This is a genomic window from Komagataeibacter saccharivorans, from assembly GCF_003207825.1.
Taxonomy (GTDB): domain Bacteria; phylum Pseudomonadota; class Alphaproteobacteria; order Acetobacterales; family Acetobacteraceae; genus Komagataeibacter; species Komagataeibacter saccharivorans.
Genome location: NZ_NKTY01000002.1, coordinates 130257 through 151210, shown reverse-complemented (window position 1 = coordinate 151210; position 20954 = coordinate 130257). Strand labels below are relative to the sequence as shown.

General features: G+C 63.2%; 19 protein-coding genes. 13 read left to right on the top strand and 6 right to left on the bottom strand.

Features of this window, described 5'->3' with window-relative positions; translation table 11 throughout:
* The first annotated feature begins 146 nt into the window (after positions 1 to 146).
* On the top strand, positions 147 to 914 hold the full coding sequence (locus tag CFR79_RS02505) for a Crp/Fnr family transcriptional regulator (RefSeq protein ID WP_110546825.1): 768 nt from the start codon (positions 147 to 149) through the stop codon (positions 912 to 914).
* On the opposite strand, the gene CFR79_RS02500 is transcribed toward CFR79_RS02505, so the two are convergent.
* Positions 911 to 2191 carry an AI-2E family transporter gene (locus tag CFR79_RS02500; RefSeq protein WP_174234087.1) on the bottom strand — a complete coding sequence of 427 codons (1281 nt, stop codon included), beginning with the start codon at positions 2189 to 2191 and terminating at the stop codon, positions 911 to 913. The genes CFR79_RS02505 and CFR79_RS02500 overlap by 4 nt on opposite strands.
* A 308-nt stretch (positions 2192 to 2499) precedes the next feature.
* On the opposite strand from CFR79_RS02500, the gene pqqA reads away from it, so the two are divergent.
* Genes pqqA through pqqE form a run of 5 tightly spaced genes read left to right on the top strand, consistent with a single transcriptional unit; the run spans position 2500 to position 5674 of the window.
* On the top strand, positions 2500 to 2580 hold the full coding sequence (gene pqqA, locus CFR79_RS02495) for a pyrroloquinoline quinone precursor peptide PqqA (protein ID WP_010508617.1): 81 nt from the start codon (positions 2500 to 2502) through the stop codon (positions 2578 to 2580).
* 55 nt (positions 2581 to 2635) lie between these two features.
* On the top strand, positions 2636 to 3559 hold the full coding sequence (gene pqqB / locus CFR79_RS02490; RefSeq protein WP_110546824.1) for a pyrroloquinoline quinone biosynthesis protein PqqB: 924 nt from the start codon (positions 2636 to 2638) through the stop codon (positions 3557 to 3559).
* Positions 3556 to 4293, top strand: a complete 738-nt coding sequence (gene pqqC, locus CFR79_RS02485; RefSeq protein WP_110546823.1) for a pyrroloquinoline-quinone synthase PqqC — start codon at positions 3556 to 3558, stop codon at positions 4291 to 4293. Before pqqB ends, pqqC begins: the two co-directional genes overlap by 4 nt.
* On the top strand, positions 4290 to 4571 hold the full coding sequence (pqqD, locus tag CFR79_RS02480) for a pyrroloquinoline quinone biosynthesis peptide chaperone PqqD (protein ID WP_102324966.1): 282 nt from the start codon (positions 4290 to 4292) through the stop codon (positions 4569 to 4571). The genes pqqC and pqqD overlap by 4 nt, the downstream gene beginning before the upstream one ends.
* The gene (pqqE, locus tag CFR79_RS02475) at positions 4568 to 5674 is read left to right on the top strand and encodes a pyrroloquinoline quinone biosynthesis protein PqqE (protein ID WP_110546822.1); all 1107 of its coding nucleotides are present in this window, start codon (positions 4568 to 4570) and stop codon (positions 5672 to 5674) included. The genes pqqD and pqqE overlap by 4 nt, the downstream gene beginning before the upstream one ends.
* Here the strand turns inward: pqqE and CFR79_RS02470 are convergent.
* Together CFR79_RS02470 and CFR79_RS02465 are read right to left on the bottom strand one after the other, a co-directional pair.
* Complete coding sequence (locus tag CFR79_RS02470; RefSeq protein WP_102324968.1) at positions 5655 to 7430, bottom strand: stimulus-sensing domain-containing protein; 1776 nt, start codon at positions 7428 to 7430, stop codon at positions 5655 to 5657. The genes pqqE and CFR79_RS02470 overlap by 20 nt on opposite strands.
* Before the next feature lie 9 nt (positions 7431 to 7439).
* The gene (locus CFR79_RS02465; RefSeq protein WP_102324969.1) at positions 7440 to 8150 is read right to left on the bottom strand and encodes a response regulator transcription factor; all 711 of its coding nucleotides are present in this window, start codon (positions 8148 to 8150) and stop codon (positions 7440 to 7442) included.
* 242 nt (positions 8151 to 8392) lie between these two features.
* Here CFR79_RS02465 and CFR79_RS02460 point away from each other — a divergent pair, with 242 nt between their 5' ends.
* The 6 genes from CFR79_RS02460 to trmB all read left to right on the top strand — a co-directional run bounded on the left by CFR79_RS02460 (position 8393) and on the right by trmB (position 15615).
* Positions 8393 to 8998 (top strand): nucleotide exchange factor GrpE, encoded by a 606-nt coding sequence (locus CFR79_RS02460; protein WP_102324970.1) that lies wholly within the window; start codon positions 8393 to 8395, stop codon positions 8996 to 8998.
* A 185-nt stretch (positions 8999 to 9183) separates the two neighbouring features.
* On the top strand, positions 9184 to 11088 hold the full coding sequence (gene dnaK, locus CFR79_RS02455) for a molecular chaperone DnaK (RefSeq protein WP_102324971.1): 1905 nt from the start codon (positions 9184 to 9186) through the stop codon (positions 11086 to 11088).
* A gap of 188 nt (positions 11089 to 11276) precedes the next feature.
* On the top strand, positions 11277 to 12410 hold the full coding sequence (dnaJ, locus tag CFR79_RS02450; protein ID WP_102324972.1) for a molecular chaperone DnaJ: 1134 nt from the start codon (positions 11277 to 11279) through the stop codon (positions 12408 to 12410).
* Between the two features lie 182 nt (positions 12411 to 12592).
* On the top strand, positions 12593 to 13384 hold the full coding sequence (gene dapB, locus CFR79_RS02445; RefSeq protein WP_102325276.1) for a 4-hydroxy-tetrahydrodipicolinate reductase: 792 nt from the start codon (positions 12593 to 12595) through the stop codon (positions 13382 to 13384).
* A gap of 143 nt (positions 13385 to 13527) precedes the next feature.
* Positions 13528 to 14715 (top strand): methionine adenosyltransferase, encoded by a 1188-nt coding sequence (gene metK, locus CFR79_RS02440; protein ID WP_102324973.1) that lies wholly within the window; start codon positions 13528 to 13530, stop codon positions 14713 to 14715.
* A gap of 195 nt (positions 14716 to 14910) precedes the next feature.
* Entirely contained in the window at positions 14911 to 15615 is a 705-nt protein-coding gene (gene trmB / locus CFR79_RS02435) for a tRNA (guanine(46)-N(7))-methyltransferase TrmB (protein ID WP_110546821.1), read from the top strand.
* On the opposite strand, the gene CFR79_RS02430 is transcribed toward trmB, so the two are convergent.
* Complete coding sequence (locus CFR79_RS02430) at positions 15616 to 16557, bottom strand: oxidoreductase (RefSeq protein WP_110546820.1); 942 nt, start codon at positions 16555 to 16557, stop codon at positions 15616 to 15618.
* Positions 16554 to 17321, bottom strand: a complete 768-nt coding sequence (locus CFR79_RS02425; RefSeq protein ID WP_102324976.1) for a DedA family protein — start codon at positions 17319 to 17321, stop codon at positions 16554 to 16556. Before CFR79_RS02425 ends, CFR79_RS02430 begins: the two co-directional genes overlap by 4 nt.
* On the opposite strand from CFR79_RS02425, the gene CFR79_RS02420 reads away from it, so the two are divergent.
* Positions 17320 to 19311 (top strand): S9 family peptidase, encoded by a 1992-nt coding sequence (locus tag CFR79_RS02420; protein ID WP_110546819.1) that lies wholly within the window; start codon positions 17320 to 17322, stop codon positions 19309 to 19311. The genes CFR79_RS02425 and CFR79_RS02420 overlap by 2 nt on opposite strands.
* Positions 19312 to 19429: 118 nt before the next feature.
* Here the strand turns inward: CFR79_RS02420 and CFR79_RS02415 are convergent, their stop codons facing one another.
* The gene (locus CFR79_RS02415; RefSeq protein WP_102324978.1) at positions 19430 to 20914 is read right to left on the bottom strand and encodes a sugar porter family MFS transporter; all 1485 of its coding nucleotides are present in this window, start codon (positions 20912 to 20914) and stop codon (positions 19430 to 19432) included.
* Positions 20915 to 20954 lie beyond the last annotated feature (40 nt).

Sequence of the window (20954 nt, the reverse complement as noted above, 5' to 3'; positions counted from 1 at the left end):
TTTCATGGATCAACGCATTGATTTACATCAATCCATCGGCCATACTTGCCGTCCATTGCGAATGATCCACGGTATTTTCCGGGTCATGGACGATTCCGGTTGCACGTGGCCGGAACGCAGGCGCCTGAAAGTAATTGGGAATAATTATGTCGGATATGCCTTCGTGTCAGTTCGAGTCGCGGCCACGGCGTATCATGATGGGCTCTTCCGGCCTGCAGACCGATTTCTGCGCCACCTGCACCGTCCGCCCCAACAGCGTGTGTAACGTCATTGATGAAGGGGACATTTCCCGCCTGGCGGAAGCGGCGGTGGAAACCATCATTCCCCCCGGTCGCGGCTTCATTGAGGAAGGCGCCCCCGCCACCGATTTTTTCAATGTGACAGCAGGCACCGTCAAACTGTTCAAGGCCCTGCCCGACGGGCGGCGCCAGATCACCGGGTTTGCCGCGCCGGGACATTTTCTGGGGCTGGCGGTATCGGACAGCTATGCTTTCGGGGCGGAAGCCATCGATACGGTGCGTGTCTGCCGTTTCTCCCGCGAGAAGATGACCGAACTGCTGGATGATTTTCCCAAGCTGGAACGTCGCCTGCTGGAAGAGGCATCCAACGAACTTGTCGCGGCCCAGAACCAGATGCTGCTTCTGGGCCGCAAGACGGCACGGGAACGGGTCGCCAGTTTCCTGCTTGACCAGATGCGCATCGGTCAGCCGCCCGCTGGCAATGGTGGTCCCTGCCGGCTCAACCTGCCCATGACGCGTGGGGATATTGCCGACTACCTTGGCCTTACCATTGAAACCGTCAGCCGCACGCTAAGCTGGATGCGCAGTCAGGGCATGATCGAGGTCGGCAAGGGTTATGCCATTACCCTGCTGTCGGTTTCCCGGCTGGATGTGCTGGCTTCCGGTAACGGTTAGTCCTCCGGTCCGGGCAGGTTATCCGCCGTATCGGTGCCGGAAGGGGCGGGCGACGTATCGGAAAAGAGGGGTTTCTGCGGCGTCGTATGCGCAGGGCCACCCACGATATGGCCGATCGGGGTCAGGATCTCCACATGGTCGCAGATGATCTTGAAGACCGCCAGCAGGGGCACGGACAGGAACGCCCCGAAAATTCCCCATAGCCAGTCCCAGAACATGAGCGACGCCATCACCAGAACCGGATTGAGGGTAAACCGGCGGGCCAGCACCATGGGGGTTATGGTCTCGCCTTCCGTCAGGTGAATGCACAGATAGATGGCGGGCGGCAAAAGCGCCTGCCACACGGACGGGTAAACAAACAGGCCCACCAGAAAATAGATGATGATGCCCATCATCGGGCCGATGATGGGAATGTAGTTCAGCAGGAACGCCATCACCCCCCACAGCAGGGCATTGGGCATGCCCAGCAGCCAGCACTGCGCCATGTTCGCCAGCCCGACCAGGCTGTTGATGATGGTGATGGTGGCCAGATACAGGGAAACATTGCGTTCGATCTGGTAGGCGATCTGCACGGTCCGGCGCTTGTCGGCGAAGGTGGGCATGATCTCCACAAACCGCCGGAGCAGGCTGTCCCCCTGCGCAAGCAGGAAGAACAGCATCAGGATCATGGTGAAGAACTGGCCCATGAAGGCCTGCGTGCCCAGCAGGATGGACGAACTGAACCGGTCCAGACCGCCACCGCCGGGTGTGGACACGACAATGACATGCTCGTTCGTCGTATCGGCGGGCGTGGCATGGTCGAGATGACTGCCCGCGATCGTCATGAAATTGCGGATGCGGTCCGAAGCGCTGGTCAGTAACTGGAAGGGACCGCGCAGGAAGGCCAGACGGTCGCGCAGGGTGTTCAGCGCTTCGGGCGCGCGTTCCAGCCAGCCGGTGGCGGGCACGGAAATGGCGGTGCCCACAGCGCCCACAATGCCGAACACGCACAGGATCAGGCACAGTGCCGCCAGTGGCTTGGGCAGGTGCAGCCGGGAGTGCAGGAAACGCATTGGCGTCGAAAGCAGCAGGTTGACCACCAGCGCCAGGATCATCGGCAGGACAATGGCCGATGCGAAATACAGCGTGTAGAAAACCGCCAGCACGCTGAGCAGCAGCAGGCAGGCCGTGCGCAGGTCGATCCGGCTGTGGCGCATGACCTCGATGGCGCGGCGCTGCTGGATCTGCTCATAGGACGGGTGCGGGGGCTCGGGGGGCGGTTGTGTCTCGGGCGGCATCAATCGGGTCCTGGCATGTGCTGGCGCGGCCCAGACAGCGGGGGCAGTACATATGTAGGTACCTGCGTACCGGTGGGTACGCAGGTACGGCAATCCGTCCCTTTATGGGCCTATATGGGGGATGGGGCCAAGGTTTTTGGCACATTCCGGCTACGCAGGGATTGCAGGCGCGCGCAGCGTACACGCTAACGTGAATTTTCCGGCTGCATATGGCGGGAAACAAGGGTTGAAAGCGGTATTGGACAGGGGTCAAATACCCTGACGGGAAGGCTTCTGCCTTCTGGCATCGCAATCAATGGAGAAGTCCCATGGCCTGGAATACCCCCAAGATCGTTGAAGTCCCGCTGGGCGCTGAAATCAACAGCTACGTGTGCGGCGAAAAGAAGTAAGGATTGTCGCCGCCTGTCTCGCACAGGCGGCGATTTTCTTTTACACTCTGCGTCCATGATCGACATTATCGTTCTCGGCGCGGCGGCGGGCGGTGGATTTCCGCAGTGGAATTCAAACGCTCCCGGTTGCAGGCGGGCAAGGGCCGGCGATCCAGCAGCCCCGCCCCGCACACAGGCTTCCATCGCTATCAGTGGGGATGGAAGGCACTGGTTCGTGGTCAATGCCTCCCCCGACCTGCGAACCCAGATAAACCAGACCCCCGCGCTACATCCGCGCGAAGGCCTGCGCTCCACCCCCATAGCCGGGGTGATCCTGACGGGGGGCGAGGTCGATACCATTACCGGCCTGCTGACCCTGCGTGAGCGTGAGCCCTTTACCCTGCTGGCCACGACCGAAGTGCTGGCCATGCTGGATGCCAATCCCATATTTGAAGCCCTGAACCGCGAGGTCGTCCCCCGCGAGACCATGGCGCTTGACCAGCCGCTGCCCCTGCGCCTGCGTGACGGGTCGCCCGCGGGCCTGACCATCGTGCCGTTTGTGGTGCCGGGCAAGGTGCCGCTTTATGCCGAGGCCGGGCCTGATCCCGCCGCCATCTGCGAAAATGGGGAAACGATCGGCCTGGAAATATCGGACGGCGCGCATCGCGTCTGTTTCGTGCCCGGCTGTGCGCGCATGACCGATAACCTGCGGGTGCGCCTGCGTGGGGCGGATGCGGTATTCTTCGACGGCACGCTGTGGGTGGATGATGAGATGATCCGCGCGGGGCTGGGTGAAAAGACTGGCCGCCGCATGGGGCACATGTCCATCAACGGGATGGAAGGCACCATCGCCGCCCTGCGTGACCTCGGGATCAAACGCAGGATTTTCATACACATCAACAACTCCAACCCTGTCCTTCTGGCGGATTCCCCTGAACGCGCCCAGGTCGAGGCCGCAGGGTGGGAAGTCTCCCATGACGGGATGAGGATTACAGCATGAGCGGACACCTGCTTTCCCCCGATGAACTTGAGGCGGCCCTGCGGGCCATTGGGGCGGAACGCTACCATAACCTGCACCCCTTCCACCGGGCGCTGCATGACGGCAGGCTGACGCGTGCGCAGGTGCAGGCATGGGCACTGAACCGCTATTATTATCAGGCCAGCATCCCCGCCAAGGATGCGACGCTGCTTGCGCGCCTGCCCACGGCGGAACTGCGGCGCGAATGGCGGCGCAGGCTTGTTGACCATGATGGCGACGCACCGGGCACCGGAGGCGTGGCGCGCTGGCTGAAGCTGACGGACGGGCTGGGCCTTGACCGCGGCTATGTCGAGTCGCTGGAGGGGCTGCTGCCCGCCACGCGCTTTGCGGTGGATGCCTATGTTGCATTCGTGCGTGACCGCTCCATTCTGGAAGCGATTGCCTCCTCCCTGACCGAACTGTTCTCGCCCACCATTATCAGTGAGCGGGTCGCGGGGATGTTGCAGCATTATGATTTTGTGAACTCCGAAACGCTGGCCTATTTCCATCCGCGCCTGACACAGGCCCCGCGCGATTCCGATTTCGCGCTGGCCTATGTGAAGGAACATGCCCGCACGCCGGAGCAGCAGAAGGCGGTGCTGGACGCGCTCAAATTCAAATGCGCCGTGCTGTGGTCGATGCTGGATGAGCTGGAATATGCCTATGTAACCCCCGGTCGCATTCCCCCCGGTGCCTTCCGCCCGGATGCGGCATGACCGCCAGTCTGGCAGAAGACAGCATCATCCGTTTCGCGCGCGGGGTCAGGTTGCAGCATGACCGCGTGCGCGAACGCTGGATCATTCAGGCGCCGGAACGGGCCTTCATTCCCGATCCCGTCGCGGCGGAGGTGCTGAAGCTGGTTGATGGGACCCGTACGCTGGGGCAGATCGTGGCGGAACTGGCCAGCCGCTTCGCCGCCCCCGTTGACGTGATCGGGCGTGATGTCCATGTCATGATCACCGATCTGATTAACCGGCAGGTGCTGGTGGCATGACAGACACCCTTCTCTCCCCCATGAGCCTTCTGGCGGAACTGACGCATCGCTGTCCGTTGCAGTGCCCGTACTGCTCCAATCCGCTGGCGCTGGAACCGCGCAGGAACGAGCTGACCACGGCCGAATGGATCAGCGTGCTTGATCAGGCGGCGGAAATGGGGGTGCTGCAGGTCCATTTCTCGGGTGGCGAACCCATGAGCCGCCCTGACCTGCCCGAACTGGTACGCCATGCGGTGGGGCTTGGGCTTTATACCAATCTCATCACCTCCGGCGTGCTGCTGAACGAGAAGACTTTTCCCGTTCTGGTGGAAGCAGGGCTGGATCATGTCCAGCTTTCCTTTCAGGACATTGATACGGCCAATGCCGAACATGTCGGCGGCATGAAGGGCGCGCAGGCCCGCAAGCTGGAAGCCGCCCGGCTGATCGCGGCCGATGGTATGCCCCTGACGCTGAATTTCGTCATTTACCGCGAAAATGCCGCGCGCGTTCCGCAGATGCTCGATGCCGCCGTGGAAATGGGTGCGCGCCGTGTCGAGATCGCCCATACCCAGTATTATGGCTGGGGCCTGGCCAATCGGGACGCCCTCATGCCTACGCCTGCCCAGCTTGAACTGACAACGCAGGCGGTGGAAGCCGCGCGGGTAAAATATGCGGGCCGTCTGACGATTGATTACGTCACGCCGGATTATTATGCCGACCGGCCCAAACCGTGCATGGGGGGATGGGGGCGGCGTTTCATCAACATCTCGCCTTCTGGTCGCGTGCTGCCGTGTCATGCGGCGGAAACGATCCCCAACGTCACCTTCCCCGATGTGCGGCACGATACGCTGGCATGGATCTGGCGTGAATCCCCGCTGTTTACCATGTTCCGTGGCACGGACTGGATGCCGCAGCCCTGCCGTAGCTGTGACCAGCGCGAAAAGGACTGGGGTGGCTGCCGCTGTCAGGCGCTGGCGCTGGCGGGGGATGCGGCCGCGACCGACCCGGTCTGCAGCCGTGCGCCGGATCACGACCGGATCGTGAAGGTGCTGGAAACCCTGCCCGCCGAACCGCCGCCATTCCGGTACCGGCGCTACACCCGCGCTACGGATGAGGTCGGCTGACCTCGGCTTTCGTCTCCACACGTGGCAGGCAGATTACGAAACGTGCCCCCAGCACGTGCCCTTCGGCGTCCATGCGGTTTTCGGCGCTGATGGTGCCACGCAGGGCTTCGATGATCTGCCTGCTGATCGACAGGCCCAGTCCCGAATGCTGGCCGAAATTCTCGCTGCTGGGCCGTTCGGAATAAAAACGGTCGAAAATGCTGTCCAGCTTGGCCTGCGGGATGCCCGGCCCGTCATCACTGACCGCGATTTCAATCATGCCGCCTGACGGGACGGCGCTGAGCAGGATCTTGCCATCGGGCGGCGAGAAGGAAATGGCGTTGCCGATCAGGTTGCGCAGCACCTGTACCAGCCGGTCTTCCACCGCCAGAACGGTCAGTCTCTGGCCCACGCTGTCACCGCTGCTGGCCACTGCCATATAGGGCTGTCCGGGCTGGCGTGTCGCCTGGTGTATTTCCGCAAGGACGGACAGAAGCGGCACGATCGCCACGGGTTCGGCGCGCGCGCGGGACAGTTCGGCATCCACGCGGCTGGCATCCGAAATATCGGTAATCAGCCGGTCAAGGCGGCGCACGTCGTCATTGATGATCGACATGAGGCGGCGCTGGCGTTCGGGGTCCTCGATCCGCAGCAGGCTTTCGATGGCCGACCGGATGGAGGAAAGGGGATTCTTGATCTCATGGCTGACATCGGCGGCAAAACGCTCGATCGCGTCCATCCGCGCCCATAGCGCGCTGGCGCTGTCCTGCAGGGCGCGGGCGACCTCCCCGATCTCGTCACGGCGGGCAAGCAGCCGGTCGGGCACCATGTCGGTCCGGTTGGCGGATTCACGCATGGTATGGGCCGATGCCGCCAGCCGCAGCAGCGGACGTGCGATGGTCAGCGACAGATACCATGACAGCAGGATGGTCAGCGCCAGCGCCATGAGGAACAGTGACAGGATGGAGGAGCGCACCGCGAACAGGGAGCGGTCCACGTCCCGCGCCTCACGCGTAAGCTGGATGATGCCGACGGTGGTGCGCCCGTCATGCATCACCGGCTCGGCAACCGTGACCATAAGCTGGTGGTTGGCGTTGCGGCGGATATAGGGCGGGATTTCCATGATCCGCGTGCCATCGGGCTGCGTGACAGGCTGGATGGAAGGATCGGAATCAGGGGTGTCCAGCGTCATGATCCGCTCACCCGACAGGGTGGGCAACTGCGCCAGAAGCCAGTTGTAAAGCCGTTCGCCCATGTTGAGCGATGGGGGGTGGAAGGGGGGGTGTTCATCCTCCTCCACGCCGGGTGGCGGGGGCCTGCCATTTTCGGCATGGCGGTCGGCCTGTTCCACCCGGCTGTCGGCCACCACGTGCCCGTCGGGCGCGAACAGGCGGGCATGGGCGCTCGGGCTGGGTTCGGTCAGGCGCACCAGCAGCGGGCGGGCCAGCGCGGGTTCCAGCGTTACATCGCGGTGCGAGACGATGATGGCGCTCTGCCCCAGTGCCCCGGCATAGATGCGTGCCTGTTCACGCAGCGCCGAGACCTCCGCTTCCAGCAGGCTGTTCTGGAACTGCGTCAGGTACAGCAGGGTCAGCGCCAGCAGGCCCAGCGGCAGGGTGTTGACCAGCAGGATGCGCCGCATGAGCGGTGACACCAGCCGGGTGCGGTATTCCATGAACTCCGCAACCGCATTGCCGCCTTTCGTGCCCCGGCGGCGCGGGATCAGGCGGCGCAGGCGCGCGGGCAACGGCAGGGAGGATAGGACAGGATGCGGCATCCGGCTGGATCATTCTTCCTTGTAGCGGTAGCCAATGCCGTACAGCGTCTCGATCTGGTTGAACTCCTCGTCCACCTGCCGGAATTTCTTGCGCACGCGCTTGATGTGGCTGTCGATGGTCCGGTCATCGACATAAATGTTCTCGCCATACGCGGCGTCAATGAGCTGGTCGCGCGACTTGACCAGGCCGGGGCGCGCCGCAAGGGCCTTGACCAGCAGGAATTCCGTAACCGTAAGCTGGATGTCACGGCCATGCCACAGGCACTGGTGGCGGGTTTCATCCAGTGACAGCGCACCGCGCACCATGGTGCCGGTGGGGCTTATGCCGGCGGCCTCGCTGCGGCTGACTTCATTGCGGCGCAGCAGCGCGCGGATGCGTTCAAGCAGCAGGCGCTGGGAAAATGGCTTGGTGATGTAGTCATCCGCCCCCAGCCGCAGGCCCATGAGCTGGTCCACCTCCTCATCCTTCGATGACAGGAAGATCACCGGTAGCTGCGAGCGCGTGCGCAGGCGCTGGAGCAGCTCCATCCCGTCCATGCGGGGCATCTTGATATCCAGCACCGCAAGGTCCGCCGGTCGGGACAACAGCCCATGCAGCGCGCTTTCGCCATCGGTGTAGGTCTGGACGATGAAGCCTTCCGCCTCCAGCGTCATCTGTACGGAAGTCAGGATGTTCCTGTCATCGTCAACCAGCACGATTGTCTGTTTCGTTGGCTCCATGGGGGCTCTCTTTTTGCTTGGCTGCCTGTCCGGGCATGGCCGTGGGCATCTTGCCCGACAGGCGCGGGCAGCATAGCGTTATATGTATCCGCATGTCATGAGGGGATGCGGGTATCCTGTTTCACTGGAATGTCACCCACATTCCGGCTGCCCGCCCGGGGCAGGGACGTTACGCAAAAACGGCATGTCTGCCGCCGTGTAACGCCTTGTCCATCGGCCAGTCGTTACCTACTTGTAAGAGCATGAGCGAGAACACAGATCCCAACCCCTTTGCCGATGCCGCACCCGGCGACGGCACCCACGCCCCCGCACCGGATGAACAGGCTGCGCACGCCGAGACATCCGCGCAGCCCGAGGGTGCATCCAACCCGCGCATAGCGGAACTGGAGGCCGAGGTCTCCGCAATGCGTGACAAGTGGATGCGCGCGGAAGCGGAGATGCAGAACGTGCGCACCCGCGCCAAGCGCGAAGTGGAAGACGCCCGGCAGTATGCCGTGCAGAAATTCGCCAAGGACGTGGTCGAGGCGGCCGAGAACCTGAAGCGCGCGGTGGCCAGCCTGCCCCAGCCCACCGAAGGTGAGGACAGCATCCTGACCAGCATGCGTGAAGGTATCGAAAGCACCGAACGGTCGTTTATCGGCATTCTGGAACGCAATGGCATCAAGGCGGAAGACGCGAAGGGCAAGCCCTTTGACGCCAACCTGCATCAGGCCATGGCGGAACAGCACAGCGACGAACACCCGCAGGGCACGGTGATGGAAGCCTGGACACCGGCATGGACGCTGCATGGGCGTCTGCTCCGGCCCGCCATGGTTGTCGTGTCTAAGGGACCGGCGCAGGCGGGGTGAAATCCCTGTCCGCGCGTGCTTCCTTCCCCTTGAAAGCCGCGCGCGGGATGCCTACATCGGATTGTAACACCGGTGAACGGGCGGATGTGGAAAAGACAGTCCCCTGTTGTGCCGGACGATATGAAAGAAAGGGTCTGTCCCGATGCTTCGGGTCCGGACAGGCCGCTGAAAAGGAGAGTATCTGAATGAGCAAGGTTATCGGTATCGACCTTGGTACGACCAATTCCTGCGTTGCCGTACGCGAAGGCGACGAAACACGGGTGATCGAGAACAGCGAAGGCGCACGCACGACCCCGTCGATGGTCGCCTTCACCGACAGCGGTGAAATGCTGGTCGGTCAGGCCGCGAAGCGTCAGGCCGTCACCAACCCGTCCAACACGCTGTATGCGGTCAAGCGCCTGATCGGGCGCCGTTATGATGACCCGACCGTGGCCAAGGACAAGGGGCTGGTTCCCTACGAAATCGTCAAGGGCGACAATGGCGATGCGTGGGTCGAGGCACAGGGCAAGAAATACGCCCCCGCCCAGATTTCCGCTTTCATCCTTGGCAAGATGAAGGAAACCGCCGAATCGTATCTTGGTGAGGCCGTCAAGCAGGCCGTCATCACGGTTCCGGCCTACTTCAATGACGCCCAGCGTCAGGCCACGAAGGACGCGGGCCGTATCGCCGGTCTGGAAGTGCTGCGTATCATCAACGAGCCGACCGCTGCCGCGCTGGCCTATGGTCTGCAGAAGAAGAACAGCGGCACCATCGCGGTCTATGACCTTGGTGGCGGCACGTTCGACGTTTCCGTCCTCGAGATTTCCGATGGCGTGATCGAGGTGAAGTCCACAAACGGTGACACTTTCCTCGGCGGTGAAGACTTTGACGCCCGCATCATCAGCTACCTCGCCGATGAGTTCAAGCGCGACCAGGGCATCGACCTGCGTCAGGACAAGCTGGCCCTGCAGCGCCTGAAGGAAGCGGCGGAAAAGGCGAAGATCGAACTTTCCTCCTCCAAGGAAACCGAGATCAACCTGCCGTTCATCACCGCTGACGCGTCCGGCCCGAAGCACCTTGTGCTGAAGCTGACCCGCGCCAAGCTGGAAAGCCTGGTTGACGACCTGATCCAGCGCACGCTGGAACCCTGCCGTGCGGCCATGAAGGACGCAGCCGTGTCCGCGGCCGAAATCGATGAGGTCATCCTCGTCGGCGGCATGACCCGTATGCCCAAGGTGATCGAGGCCGTTAAGCAGTTCTTCGGCAAGGACCCCGCCCGCAACGTGAACCCCGATGAAGTCGTCGCCATTGGCGCGGCCGTTCAGGGCGCGGTGCTGCAGGGTGACGTGAAGGACGTGCTGCTTCTGGACGTGACGCCGCTGTCGCTGGGTATCGAGACGCTGGGTGGCGTGTTCACCCGCCTGATCGACCGCAACACGACCATCCCGACCAAGAAGAGCCAGACCTTCTCGACTGCGGAAGACAACCAGAACGCCGTGACCATCAAGGTCTATCAGGGCGAACGTGAAATGGCGGCTGACAACAAGCTGCTGGGCAACTTCGACCTGACCGGCATCGCTCCCGCCCCGCGTGGCGTGCCGCAGATCGAGGTGACGTTCGACATCGACGCCAACGGTATCGTGTCCGTCTCGGCCAAGGACAAAGCGACCAACAAGGAACAGCAGATCAAGATCCAGGCTTCCGGTGGTCTGTCCGAGTCCGAAATCGACAAGATGGTGAAGGATGCCGAGGCCAACGCCACGGCGGACAAGGCCAAGAAGGAACAGGTCGAGGCCCGTAACCAGGCTGAAGGTCTGACCCATCAGGTCGAGAAGTCGCTGAGCGAAGCTGGCGACAAGGTTCCGGCGGCTGACAGGACCGAAGCGGAAGAGGCGATTGCCGAAGTCCGCAAGGCGCTTGAAGGCACGGACAGCGAAGCCCTGAAGAAGGCGACCGATCGCCTGACGCAGGCCGCCATGAAGGTTGGCGAAGCTGTCTACAAGGCTGGCGAGGGCGAGCCCGCACCGGGTGCCGCACCCGGCGGCGCGCCGAAGGACGAAAAAGTAGTCGACGCCGACTTCGAAGACGTGGACGACTCCAAGAAGTCCTGATTGACGCTGGGCGTCATACAGGCTCCGAAATGGCGGGGCGGACCTTCGGGTCCGTCCCACCCTTTCACCAGATGGCGCCCGTGCTTCTGTGAAGACGGGCGCTTTTCATATTCCGCATAACGACATGATCCGGAACGCGAGGATGACGCCGCGATAAGTCGGGCGGCCGCGTTTGCTAGAGGACCCCCATGGCCACCAAGATAGATTATTACGCAGTCCTTGAAATTTCGCGCGATGCCAGTGGTGACGAGATCAAGCGCGCGTATCGCAAGCTGGCCATGCAGTATCACCCCGACCGCAATCAGGGCGACGCGGAAGCGGAAAACAAGTTCAAGGAAATCAACGAAGCCTATGATGTCCTGAAGGACGATCAGAAGCGCGCTGCCTATGACCGCTTCGGCCATGCCGCCTTCGAGGGTGGCGGGCCGGGACATGGTCCCGGTGGCTTCGATTTCGGCGGTGGCGGACTGGGTGACATCTTCGAACAGATGTTCGGGGACATGATGGGCAACCGTCGTGACAGCCGCCGTTCGGGCGCCGACCTTCAGGTGCAGGTCACGATCACCTTTGCCGAGGCGTTTACCGGCGTCAAAAAGAAGATCACCGTCCCCACCCGCGTCATCTGCGAAAGCTGTGATGGTTCCGGTTCCGCCGACAAGGACCAGCAGCCCGAAACCTGCCCTTCCTGTCACGGGGCGGGCAAGGTGCGTGCGCAGCAGGGCTTCTTCTTCGTCGAACGCCCCTGCCCCACCTGCCATGGTTCGGGCCGCCTGATCCGCAATCCGTGCAAGGAATGTCATGGTTCCGGCACGGTGGAAAAGAACCGCAGCATCGAAGTCGCCATTCCCGCGGGCGTGGAAGACGGCACGCGCATCCGTATTTCCGGCGCGGGCGAAGCGGGCGGCAAGGGTGTTCCGGCGGGCGATCTGTATGTGCATGTCGCAGTGGAATCCCACCCGATCTTCCAGCGCGATGGCGCCAATATCTACTGCCGCGTGCCCGTGCGCATGGGACAGGCCGCCCTTGGGACCGAGATCGAGGTGCCGGTGGTTGATGGATCGCGCACCAAGGTCAAGATCCCGGCGGGTACGCAGACGGGCGAACAGTTCCGCCTGCGTGGCAAGGGCTTCTCGGTCCTGCGGTCTTCCGCGCGTGGTGACATGTATATTCAGGTCGTGGTGGAAACGCCCCGGCACCTGAGCAAACGCCAACGTGAACTGCTGGAGGAATTCGAGGACGACGCCGCAGGCCACGCCAAGGGCAGTCCCGAAAGCACCGGCTTTTTCAGCAAGGTGAAGGACTTTTTTGAAGGCAAGCTCTGACCCGGTCCGTCAGCCTTTGGCTGACATGACAGGGCGACAGTTGAAATTGCTGATTATTCAGGTGTAGGGTCGGACCACTATTCATGGTGAATCCCCCCAACTCGCACCATGAGTAGAGTCAGGCGGCGCGATCCCCCGGTCGCGCCGCCATTTTCATGTCGGCACTGGTGGAGAGAAACAGCATGAACGCGCAGCCATTGCGTATCGGGATCGCGGGCCTGAACGGGCGTGTCGGGCGTCTTCTGGCGGAAGAAGTGCCCGCGGGTGGCGCGGTTCTGGCGGGTGGCACAACGCGTGACGGCACGCCGGTCGCCGGTCTGGACTGCCCTGTTCATGCCCATATTGCCGATCTGGCGCGTGAGTGCGATGTGGTGATCGATTTCACCCATGCCAGCACGGTTGCTGCGCATGCCACGGCTCTGGCTGAAACGGGTACTGCATGGGTGCTGGGCACTACCGGCCTGTCGCCCGCGCAGCAGCAGGCGGTTGATGCGGCGGCACGTCAGGTTGGCGTGGTGCAGGCGGCCAATTTCTCGCCCGGTGTAACACTCGTCACCCGTCTTGCGCGCCAGATGGGGGCAGCACTGCCGGGCAGCGATTACGACGCCGAAATACTGGAAATGCATCATCGCCAGAAGGTTGATGCCCCGTCCGGTACGGCGCTGGCCATGGGGCGCGCCGTAGCCGATGGGCGCGGTATCCGGCTGGAAGATCATATCGAAAGCGGTCGTGACGGCCATACCGGCCCGCGCGCCGATGGCGCGATCGGTTTTGCCGCCCTGCGCGGCGGCCAGATTGTGGGTGAGCATTCGGTCATCTTTACCTCCGGCCATGAACAGATCGTCCTGACCCACCGTTCCTTCGACCGCAGGGTCTATGCAACGGGTGCGGTGCGGGCGGCAAAATGGCTCCGGGGGCGTCCTGCCGGTCTTTATGATATGGAAGATGTGCTGGACCTGAACGCAGGGTCCTGAAGGCGTGGCCGACTGGGGGCGGGATGGTGGTATTCAGGGAAATGGCTTGACGCTCGTTTCCGTTTACGCCAAACGCATGCGATCATTCGCCGGTTGATCCATAAGGCGTTATTCCTACTCCACATAAGGCAGACAGGACCATCATGCGTAATAAAGGCGATTTTCTGTTTACATCGGAATCGGTATCCGAAGGGCATCCCGACAAAGTCGCCGACCGGATCAGCGACACTGTTCTTGACGCGTTTCTGACAGCAGACGGTGAATCGCGGGTTGCGTGTGAGACACTGGTCACAACCAACCGCATCGTTCTGGCGGGTGAGGTTCGTGGTCCGTCTTCGGTCACGGCTGACCAGCTTATTCAGGGCGCGCGCGACGCGGTGAAGGATATCGGCTACGATCAGGCCGGTTTCTCATGGCGCAACGCCGAGGTCGAATACTACCTGCACGCACAGTCCGCCGACATCGCCGTGGGCGTCGACAGCGCCGGTGACAAGGACGAAGGCGCAGGCGATCAGGGCATCATGTTCGGTTTCGCCACGCGTGAGACCGAAAGCCTCATGCCCGCGCCGCTGTTCTATGCGCATGACATCCTGCACCGCGTGCGTGACCTGCGTAAGGCGGGCGACCCGCGTGCGGCGGCCCTGCAGCCCGATGCCAAGAGCCAGGTCACCCTGCGCTATGTCGATGGCAAGCCCGTGGGCGCCACCTCCGTCGTGATTTCCACCCAGCACGTTGAAGGGGCCAGCCAGGCCACCATCCGTGAGGAACTGGGCAGCATCGTGCGTGATGTCCTGCCGGAAGGCTGGATGCCGCCGGAAAGCGAATTCTACGTCAACCCGACCGGCATTTTCGTCATCGGTGGTCCCGATGGTGACTGCGGCCTGACGGGACGCAAGATCATTGTCGACACCTACGGTGGCGCGGCCCCGCATGGCGGCGGCGCATTCTCCGGCAAGGACCCGACGAAGGTTGACCGTTCGGCTGCCTATGCCTGCCGCTATCTGGCAAAGAACGTCGTGGCTGCCGGTCTGGCCGACCGCTGCACGCTGCAGCTTTCCTACGCCATCGGCGTGTCGCACCCGCTGTCCGTCTATGTCGATCTGGATGGCACCGGCAAGGACGTGGATGAGGAAAAGCTGGGCAACGTGCTGCGTGAAGTCATGGACCTGACGCCGCGCGGCATCCGCAAGCACCTGCGCCTGAACCGCCCGATCTACACGCAGACCTCGGCCTATGGCCATTTTGGCCGCACGCCCGACGCGGCGAAGGACGATTTCACGTGGGAGCAGACCGATCTGGTCGACGCCCTGCGCGGCGCGTTCAACCGCTAAGGTCGCATTCGGGGCGGGGCATCATGCCCTGCCCGCTTCGGTTGCATTATGCGACCGGGGCCTATCGGGGGCCTGCCATGACTGCTTTCACAAGCGGGTCGCGGCGGCCCCTGTTGCGTTTCATCACCGCCCCGTGGGGGTAATCATGTCGTGCGGTCCGTCCGTTACGGCAGCAGGAGCAGGATTTTCGGACCTATGACCGCCTCCGTGGATGTAAAGGCATCTCCAGACCGGCTTTACGGGCGCCATCGCGGCCATCCGCTGCGCGCGCGCCAGCAGCGGCTTATGGACCAGACCCTGCCACGGCTGCGTTTTGTGGAATCCGCCATTGCGGACCCGGCAACGGGCTTCGGGCGCGCGCCGGAACAGATATGGCTGGAAGTCGGCTTTGGTGGTGGCGAACATTCGCTGGCCCAGCATGCAGCCAATCCCGATGTAGGTTACATCGCCTGCGAGGTGTTCGAGAACGGACTGTGTTCCCTGCTCTCCCGCGTGGTGCCCGAAGGGGGGGAGGAAACCGCCCCCGTGCCGGACACGCTGCGCATATGGGATGAGGACGCCCGTATCCTGCTGCAACGCCTGCCCGATGCGTCGATTGACCGCATGTTTCTGATGTTTCCAGATCCATGGCCCAAATCCCGCCATGCCAAGCGGCGTTTCATCCACCCCGAGACCGTGAAGATGGCCGCGCGCATCCTGCGTCCCGGTGCGGTCTGGCGGGTGGCGAGTGATGATCCCACCTATCAGGCATGGGTGGAGGAAGTCATGGGCGCGCAGGACCTGTTCGAGACCGCGCCACCCGTAAAGCAGCGCCCCGAGGGCTGGCCGCCCACGCGATATGAAGCCAAGGCGCTGCAGGCGGGGCGCCAGCCGTTCTACTGGACGTTCGTGCGCCGCTGATTACGACAGCGCGGTACCTGTCAGCCGTTCCGCCACCGCCCATAGCCGCCGTGCGATGGCAAGGTCGCGGGCGGCAGGCGGGATGATCGCTTCGGCTACATGGCCACGGCGTTCGCCCCAGCCATCAGGGCCATAATAGCCGCCATCGCGGGCTTCGGTGGCCATGGCGGCGAATTCAATGGGCAGCGCGCCGTCGGCAGCGGACTGTCCCATCAGCCGGAAGGCCCAGATCGCGCCAAGGCGCGTCAGGCGTTCCTGTAATCCCTGCTTCGTACCCAGTCGGCTTGCGGCAATATCAGTCATGGACCAGCCCGGATGGGCGGCGATGGAATGCAGCGGCCAGTTATGTGTCCGGGCCTGACGGTCCAGTTCCAGCGCGAATATCAGGTCGGCCAGCTTGCTCTGGTTATATGCGCGGAACGGGGCGTAGCGGCGGCGGGCCTGCAGGTCATCGAATACGATCCTGCCCGACAGGGCGGCAAGGCTGGCGACGGTCACAACCCGCCCGCCCTGCGGGGCCGCGCAGAGCAGCGTACGCAGCCGCGCCGTCAGCGCGAAGGGGCCAAGAAAATTGGTGCCGAACTGGAGTTCGAAGCCATCGGCGGTTTCCAGCCGGCGCGGGGTGCCCATCACCCCGGCATTGTTGACCAGTATGTCCAGCCTGTCCGTTTCCTGCGCCAGATCGTGGGCGAAGCTGGCGATGGAGTCCAGGCTGGCCATGTCCACCAGCCGGAAGGACGCATCCGCCCCCGGCAGTTCAGTCTGCATCCGCGCAAGGGCGGCGAACCCCTTTTCGGAGTTGCGCCCCGCCAGCATGACCCGTGCCCCACGCGATGCAAGACCAAGGGCGGTCTGGTAGCCAAGGCCGCCGGTCGCCCCCGTGACAAGGGCAAGATGCCCGTCCAGGCGTGGCGCCTGTTTGACTGTCCAGTGTCTGGTCATTTTTCAGTCTGCTCCCCGGATTGGTTCATTTCCCGTTCCGCAGCCGCTTCGGCCTCGGCCGCAAGGCGGGCTTCATGGCGGCGCAGGAAGATGACGGAACATAACAGCATGATCCCCCCACCGATTGCGACCGCTATTCCCACCGGCCCGGAAATGCGTGAAATGCTATGGCCAAGGTAATAGGCGGCATAGGCATACCCCCCGGCCCAAAATATGCCACCGATCGCATTGAACAGCAGGAAACTGGGCCACGGCATTTCATTGGCGCCCGCCAGCAGGGCCACGAACATGCGCAGGAAGGCGATGAAGCGCCCGAAAGCCACGATAACCCCGCCATACCGCTTGAACAGGAAACGCCCGGTCTGCAGGCGGCGCGGGGTCAGGCCGATGCGGGTACCCTTGCGTTCCAGCAGCGGATGGCCCAGCCACCTGCCGATCAGGTAGCCGAAATTGTCGCCCATGATCGCGCCGATGATACCCGCCACCGCCACCCATGCGATGTCGAGCCGGTGCGTCGCCGCACAGTAGATCCCGGCGGAAATGAGCAGGGTTTCCGCCGGAAGGGGTGCCCCCATGCTTTCCAGCATGACGATGACGCCAATCACGCCATATCCGTAATGCTGGAAAAGATGTTCAAGATGCTGAAGCAGCGGACTACCTGTCAGAAAGAAAAAGATTATGTAGGTTACGGACCCAGCCCGTGGAAGCACGGTTTGCGCAATCCCGATCCCATTGTCACGCACAAATGGCAGGAGCAGAAACATGACCCAGTCCAGCACCAGCGGCAAGGCAGGCCCTGAAACCCGTCCGTATGGCACGTGGCCTTCCCCCGTCAGTGCGGCCCTTGTGGCGGGGAAGACGGTTTCCCTGTCCGATGTGCGGGTCGATGGCCGGGACATTTACTGGATCGAAGGTCGCCCGGCGGAAGGGGGCCGCAGGGTGCTGGTGCGTGCCCGGGCGGGACAGGTGGCGGATGTCACGCCACCACCCTTCGATGTCGGCAGCCGGGTGCATGAATATGGCGGCGGAGCCTATACGGTACGGCGCGGGCGCATTGCCTTCAGCAACCGCCGCGATGGCAGCCTGTGGCTGATGGAGGCGGACACGCCACGCTGCCTGTCGCGCGGTGAGGGGCTGCGTTATGCCGACCTGACGTTCAGTCCCGATGGCCGTTTCCTGTTTTGCGTGCGTGAAGATCACCGCGTGACGGAAGGCGAACCCGCCGCCGCCCTTGTGGTACTGGACTGTAACGCGGCAGGTGATCCCGCGTTCAATGGCGGGACGCCGCTGGTGATGGGGCCGGATTTCGTGTCCTCTCCCCGTCCTTCCCCCGATGGCCGGTATCTTGCATGGATCGAGTGGGATCATCCCGCCATGCCATGGGATGCCACGCGCCTGCGTGTCGCCAGCCTGTTGCAGGAAGGTGATGATCCGCCACGCCTTGCCGCGCCGTGGACCCTCGCCGGGGGTGATGGAACGGCGGAATCCGTTATCGAACCCTGCTGGGATAAGGCGGGGCGACTGCTGGCGCTGTCCGACCGTACCGGATGGTGGAACCTGTATGGTTTCGACACCACGTCCGGGGTAGCGACGGCACTGGCCCCGATGGAAGCGGAAATTGGCCAGCCGCACTGGATTTTTGGCCTGCGCAGCTATGTGCCCCTGACCGATGGCAGCATTCTGGCGATGGTTGTCAGCGGGGGTGAGGCACGGATCGTGTCCATTCATGATGGCAATGTGACACCGCTGGATCTTGGTGCGCCTTCCGGCTGTCCCGCCCCGCTGGAAGGAGGCGGGTTTGCATGGCTCGATGCGCCATCCGACCGGGCGGCGGCGGTGGTCTGTGGACAGCCCGACCAGACCCCCCGGATATTGCGGCGGGCTGCCGACCTGCCGCTGGACACAGCCGATATCGCCCTGCCCCGCACCATCCGCTTTCCCCTGCCCGATGGAGACGGGCTTGGACATGCGTTTTTCTATGCCCCCGCCAATGCCCGTCATGACGGGCCGGTGGGGGAAAAACCGCCGCTGGTGGTCCTTGCCCATGGTGGGCCGACGGGGCGGGCCAGCACGGCGTTTTCGTTCAAGGTACAGTGGTGGACCAGCCGTGGCTTCGCCGTGGTTGATGTCAATTATGGTGGTTCGACCGGTTTCGGGCGCGCCTACCGGCAGCGGCTGGAACGCCAGTGGGGCGTGGTCGATGTGGATGACTGTATCGCCGCATGCGAATATCTGGCCCGGAACGGGCAGGTCGATCCGGCGCGTATCGTCATACGCGGCAGCAGCGCGGGTGGTCTGACGGTATTGCTGGCGCTGGCGCGATCGGACCTGTTTGCCGCGGGCACCAGCCTGTATGGCGTGACCGACCTGCGTGCGCTGGCGCAGGATACCCACAAGTTTGAATCGCGTTATCTGGATACGCTGGTTGGCCCCTTCCCTGCGGATGAAGCAATCTATCTTGCCCGGTCGCCCCTTACGCAGGTCGCGCGCATCCATGCGCCGGTCCTGTTCCTGCAGGGACTGGAAGACAGGGTGGTGCCGCCTGCGCAGGCGCGGTCCATGGTCGCGGCCTTGCGTGGCGATGGCGTGCCCTGTGCGCTGTATGAATTTGAAGGCGAAGGCCATGGCTTCCGTCAGGAAGCGACCATCTGCAGGGCGTGGGAACTGGAACTGGCGTTCTACCAGCAGGTGCTGAGATTACCGGTGGCCCCTGCCCTTGCGGTCGATCTGGTGCCGCCCTTGCAGGGCGGGTGATCCCCTGCGGCACGTATCCCGGTGCCGGGCCGGTCGTCTGTTCCCATAAGGAACGGGTGGTCCCCATGACACGGGGGCGGCGCATCCATGACCGGATATGCCGCCCGCCGCGTGGTGGTCAGTCGTCGTCGGTTTCTTCCGCGATGGCGGTGTTGCCCCGCGTCGGGCGGAAGCGACCCTGACGCAGTGCTTCCTCGATATCTTCCAGCGATGCACCGCGCGTTTCGGGCACCATGAAGAAGACAAACAGTACCGAGAGCAGGTTGACCCCGGCATAGAACCACATGGTGCCACCCAGCGTGATCTTGGTAACCAGCGTCAGCGCCGTGCTGGTCACCAGCAGGTCACTGCCCCACAGCATGGCGGCATGCAGGCTGGTGGCGTTGCCGCGCATGGACAGCGGGAACATCTCGGCCCCCAGCAGCCAGCCGACAACCTGTATGCCGCCCGCGTTGAACACCATGAACAGCAGCATGAAGGCAATGATCAGCCAGCTACCCATGCTGCCCGGCTGCGGGTGCATGAGGAACATGATGCCAAGGCCGATCAGGCTCAGCACGCTGCCCGGCCCCATGACCAGCACAAGGCGGCGGCGGCCGATCCGGTCAACGATGTTGGAACCCAGTATGGTCATGACCAGATAGATGATGGAAATGCCGATGCTGGCCATAAGGGCGGATGAACTGCCAAACCCCGCATCCGACAGGAAGGTCGGGGCATAATAGATCATCATTTCCAGACCGCCCGCCTGCGTGAAGAACGCCACGCCAAGGGCCGCGACCAGCGCGGGGCGCACCCATGGCTGCATGATGCCGCGCCAGCCAATGTCACGGGGGTCGGTTTCCTCGTTCGCATTGGCGTGGATGTGGCGGATTTCACGGCGGATCTCACGCTTGGTGGTGCGGATGCGCTGCAACTGCTCCAGTGCGGAATCAAGGCTTTCGTGTTCGGCCGCCCAGCGCGGGCTTTTGGGCAGGAAGAACATGGAGATGAACACGATGGCGGCGGGAATGGCCGCAATGGCCACCATGGGCCGCCAGCCCCACGCGTCACGCGCAGTAAAACCAATGATATTGGCGGCGAAAATGCCGATACCGATCGCGATGTTGAACATCGTCACCATGTGGCCGCGCTGGTGCGCGGGTGCCAGTTCCGAGATGTACATGGGCACCACCTGCGTGGACCCGCCCACCGCAAGCCCCAGGAACACGCGCGCGGCGATAAGCATGTAGACATCCGGCGCGAAGGCGCAGGCCATGGCCCCCAGCACGAACACCGCCGTCACGATCATGACGGACATGCGGCGGCCGAAGCGTTCGGACAGCCAGCCCGTCATGAGCGAACCGATCACCGCGCCCGCCAGAATGGCGGAGGCCACCATCTCCTGATAGAAACTGCTCAGGTGGAATTCGCGGGTGATGAGCAGCAGCGCGCCCGATACGATGCCGGTGTCGTAACCATAGAGGCCGCCGCAGATGGCGGCCACGATGGCTGCGAGCCATAAAGTCTTGCGGGCATTGGGCGAGATTTCGATCTGCGACAGGTCGGGTAACGGTTCGGTGGTCTGCTGTTCAAGTGGGGCTGGCGGGGCTTGGTCATTCATACGGGTGCCTTCTCCTTCCTGTTGTAAATGCTTCGGTTCC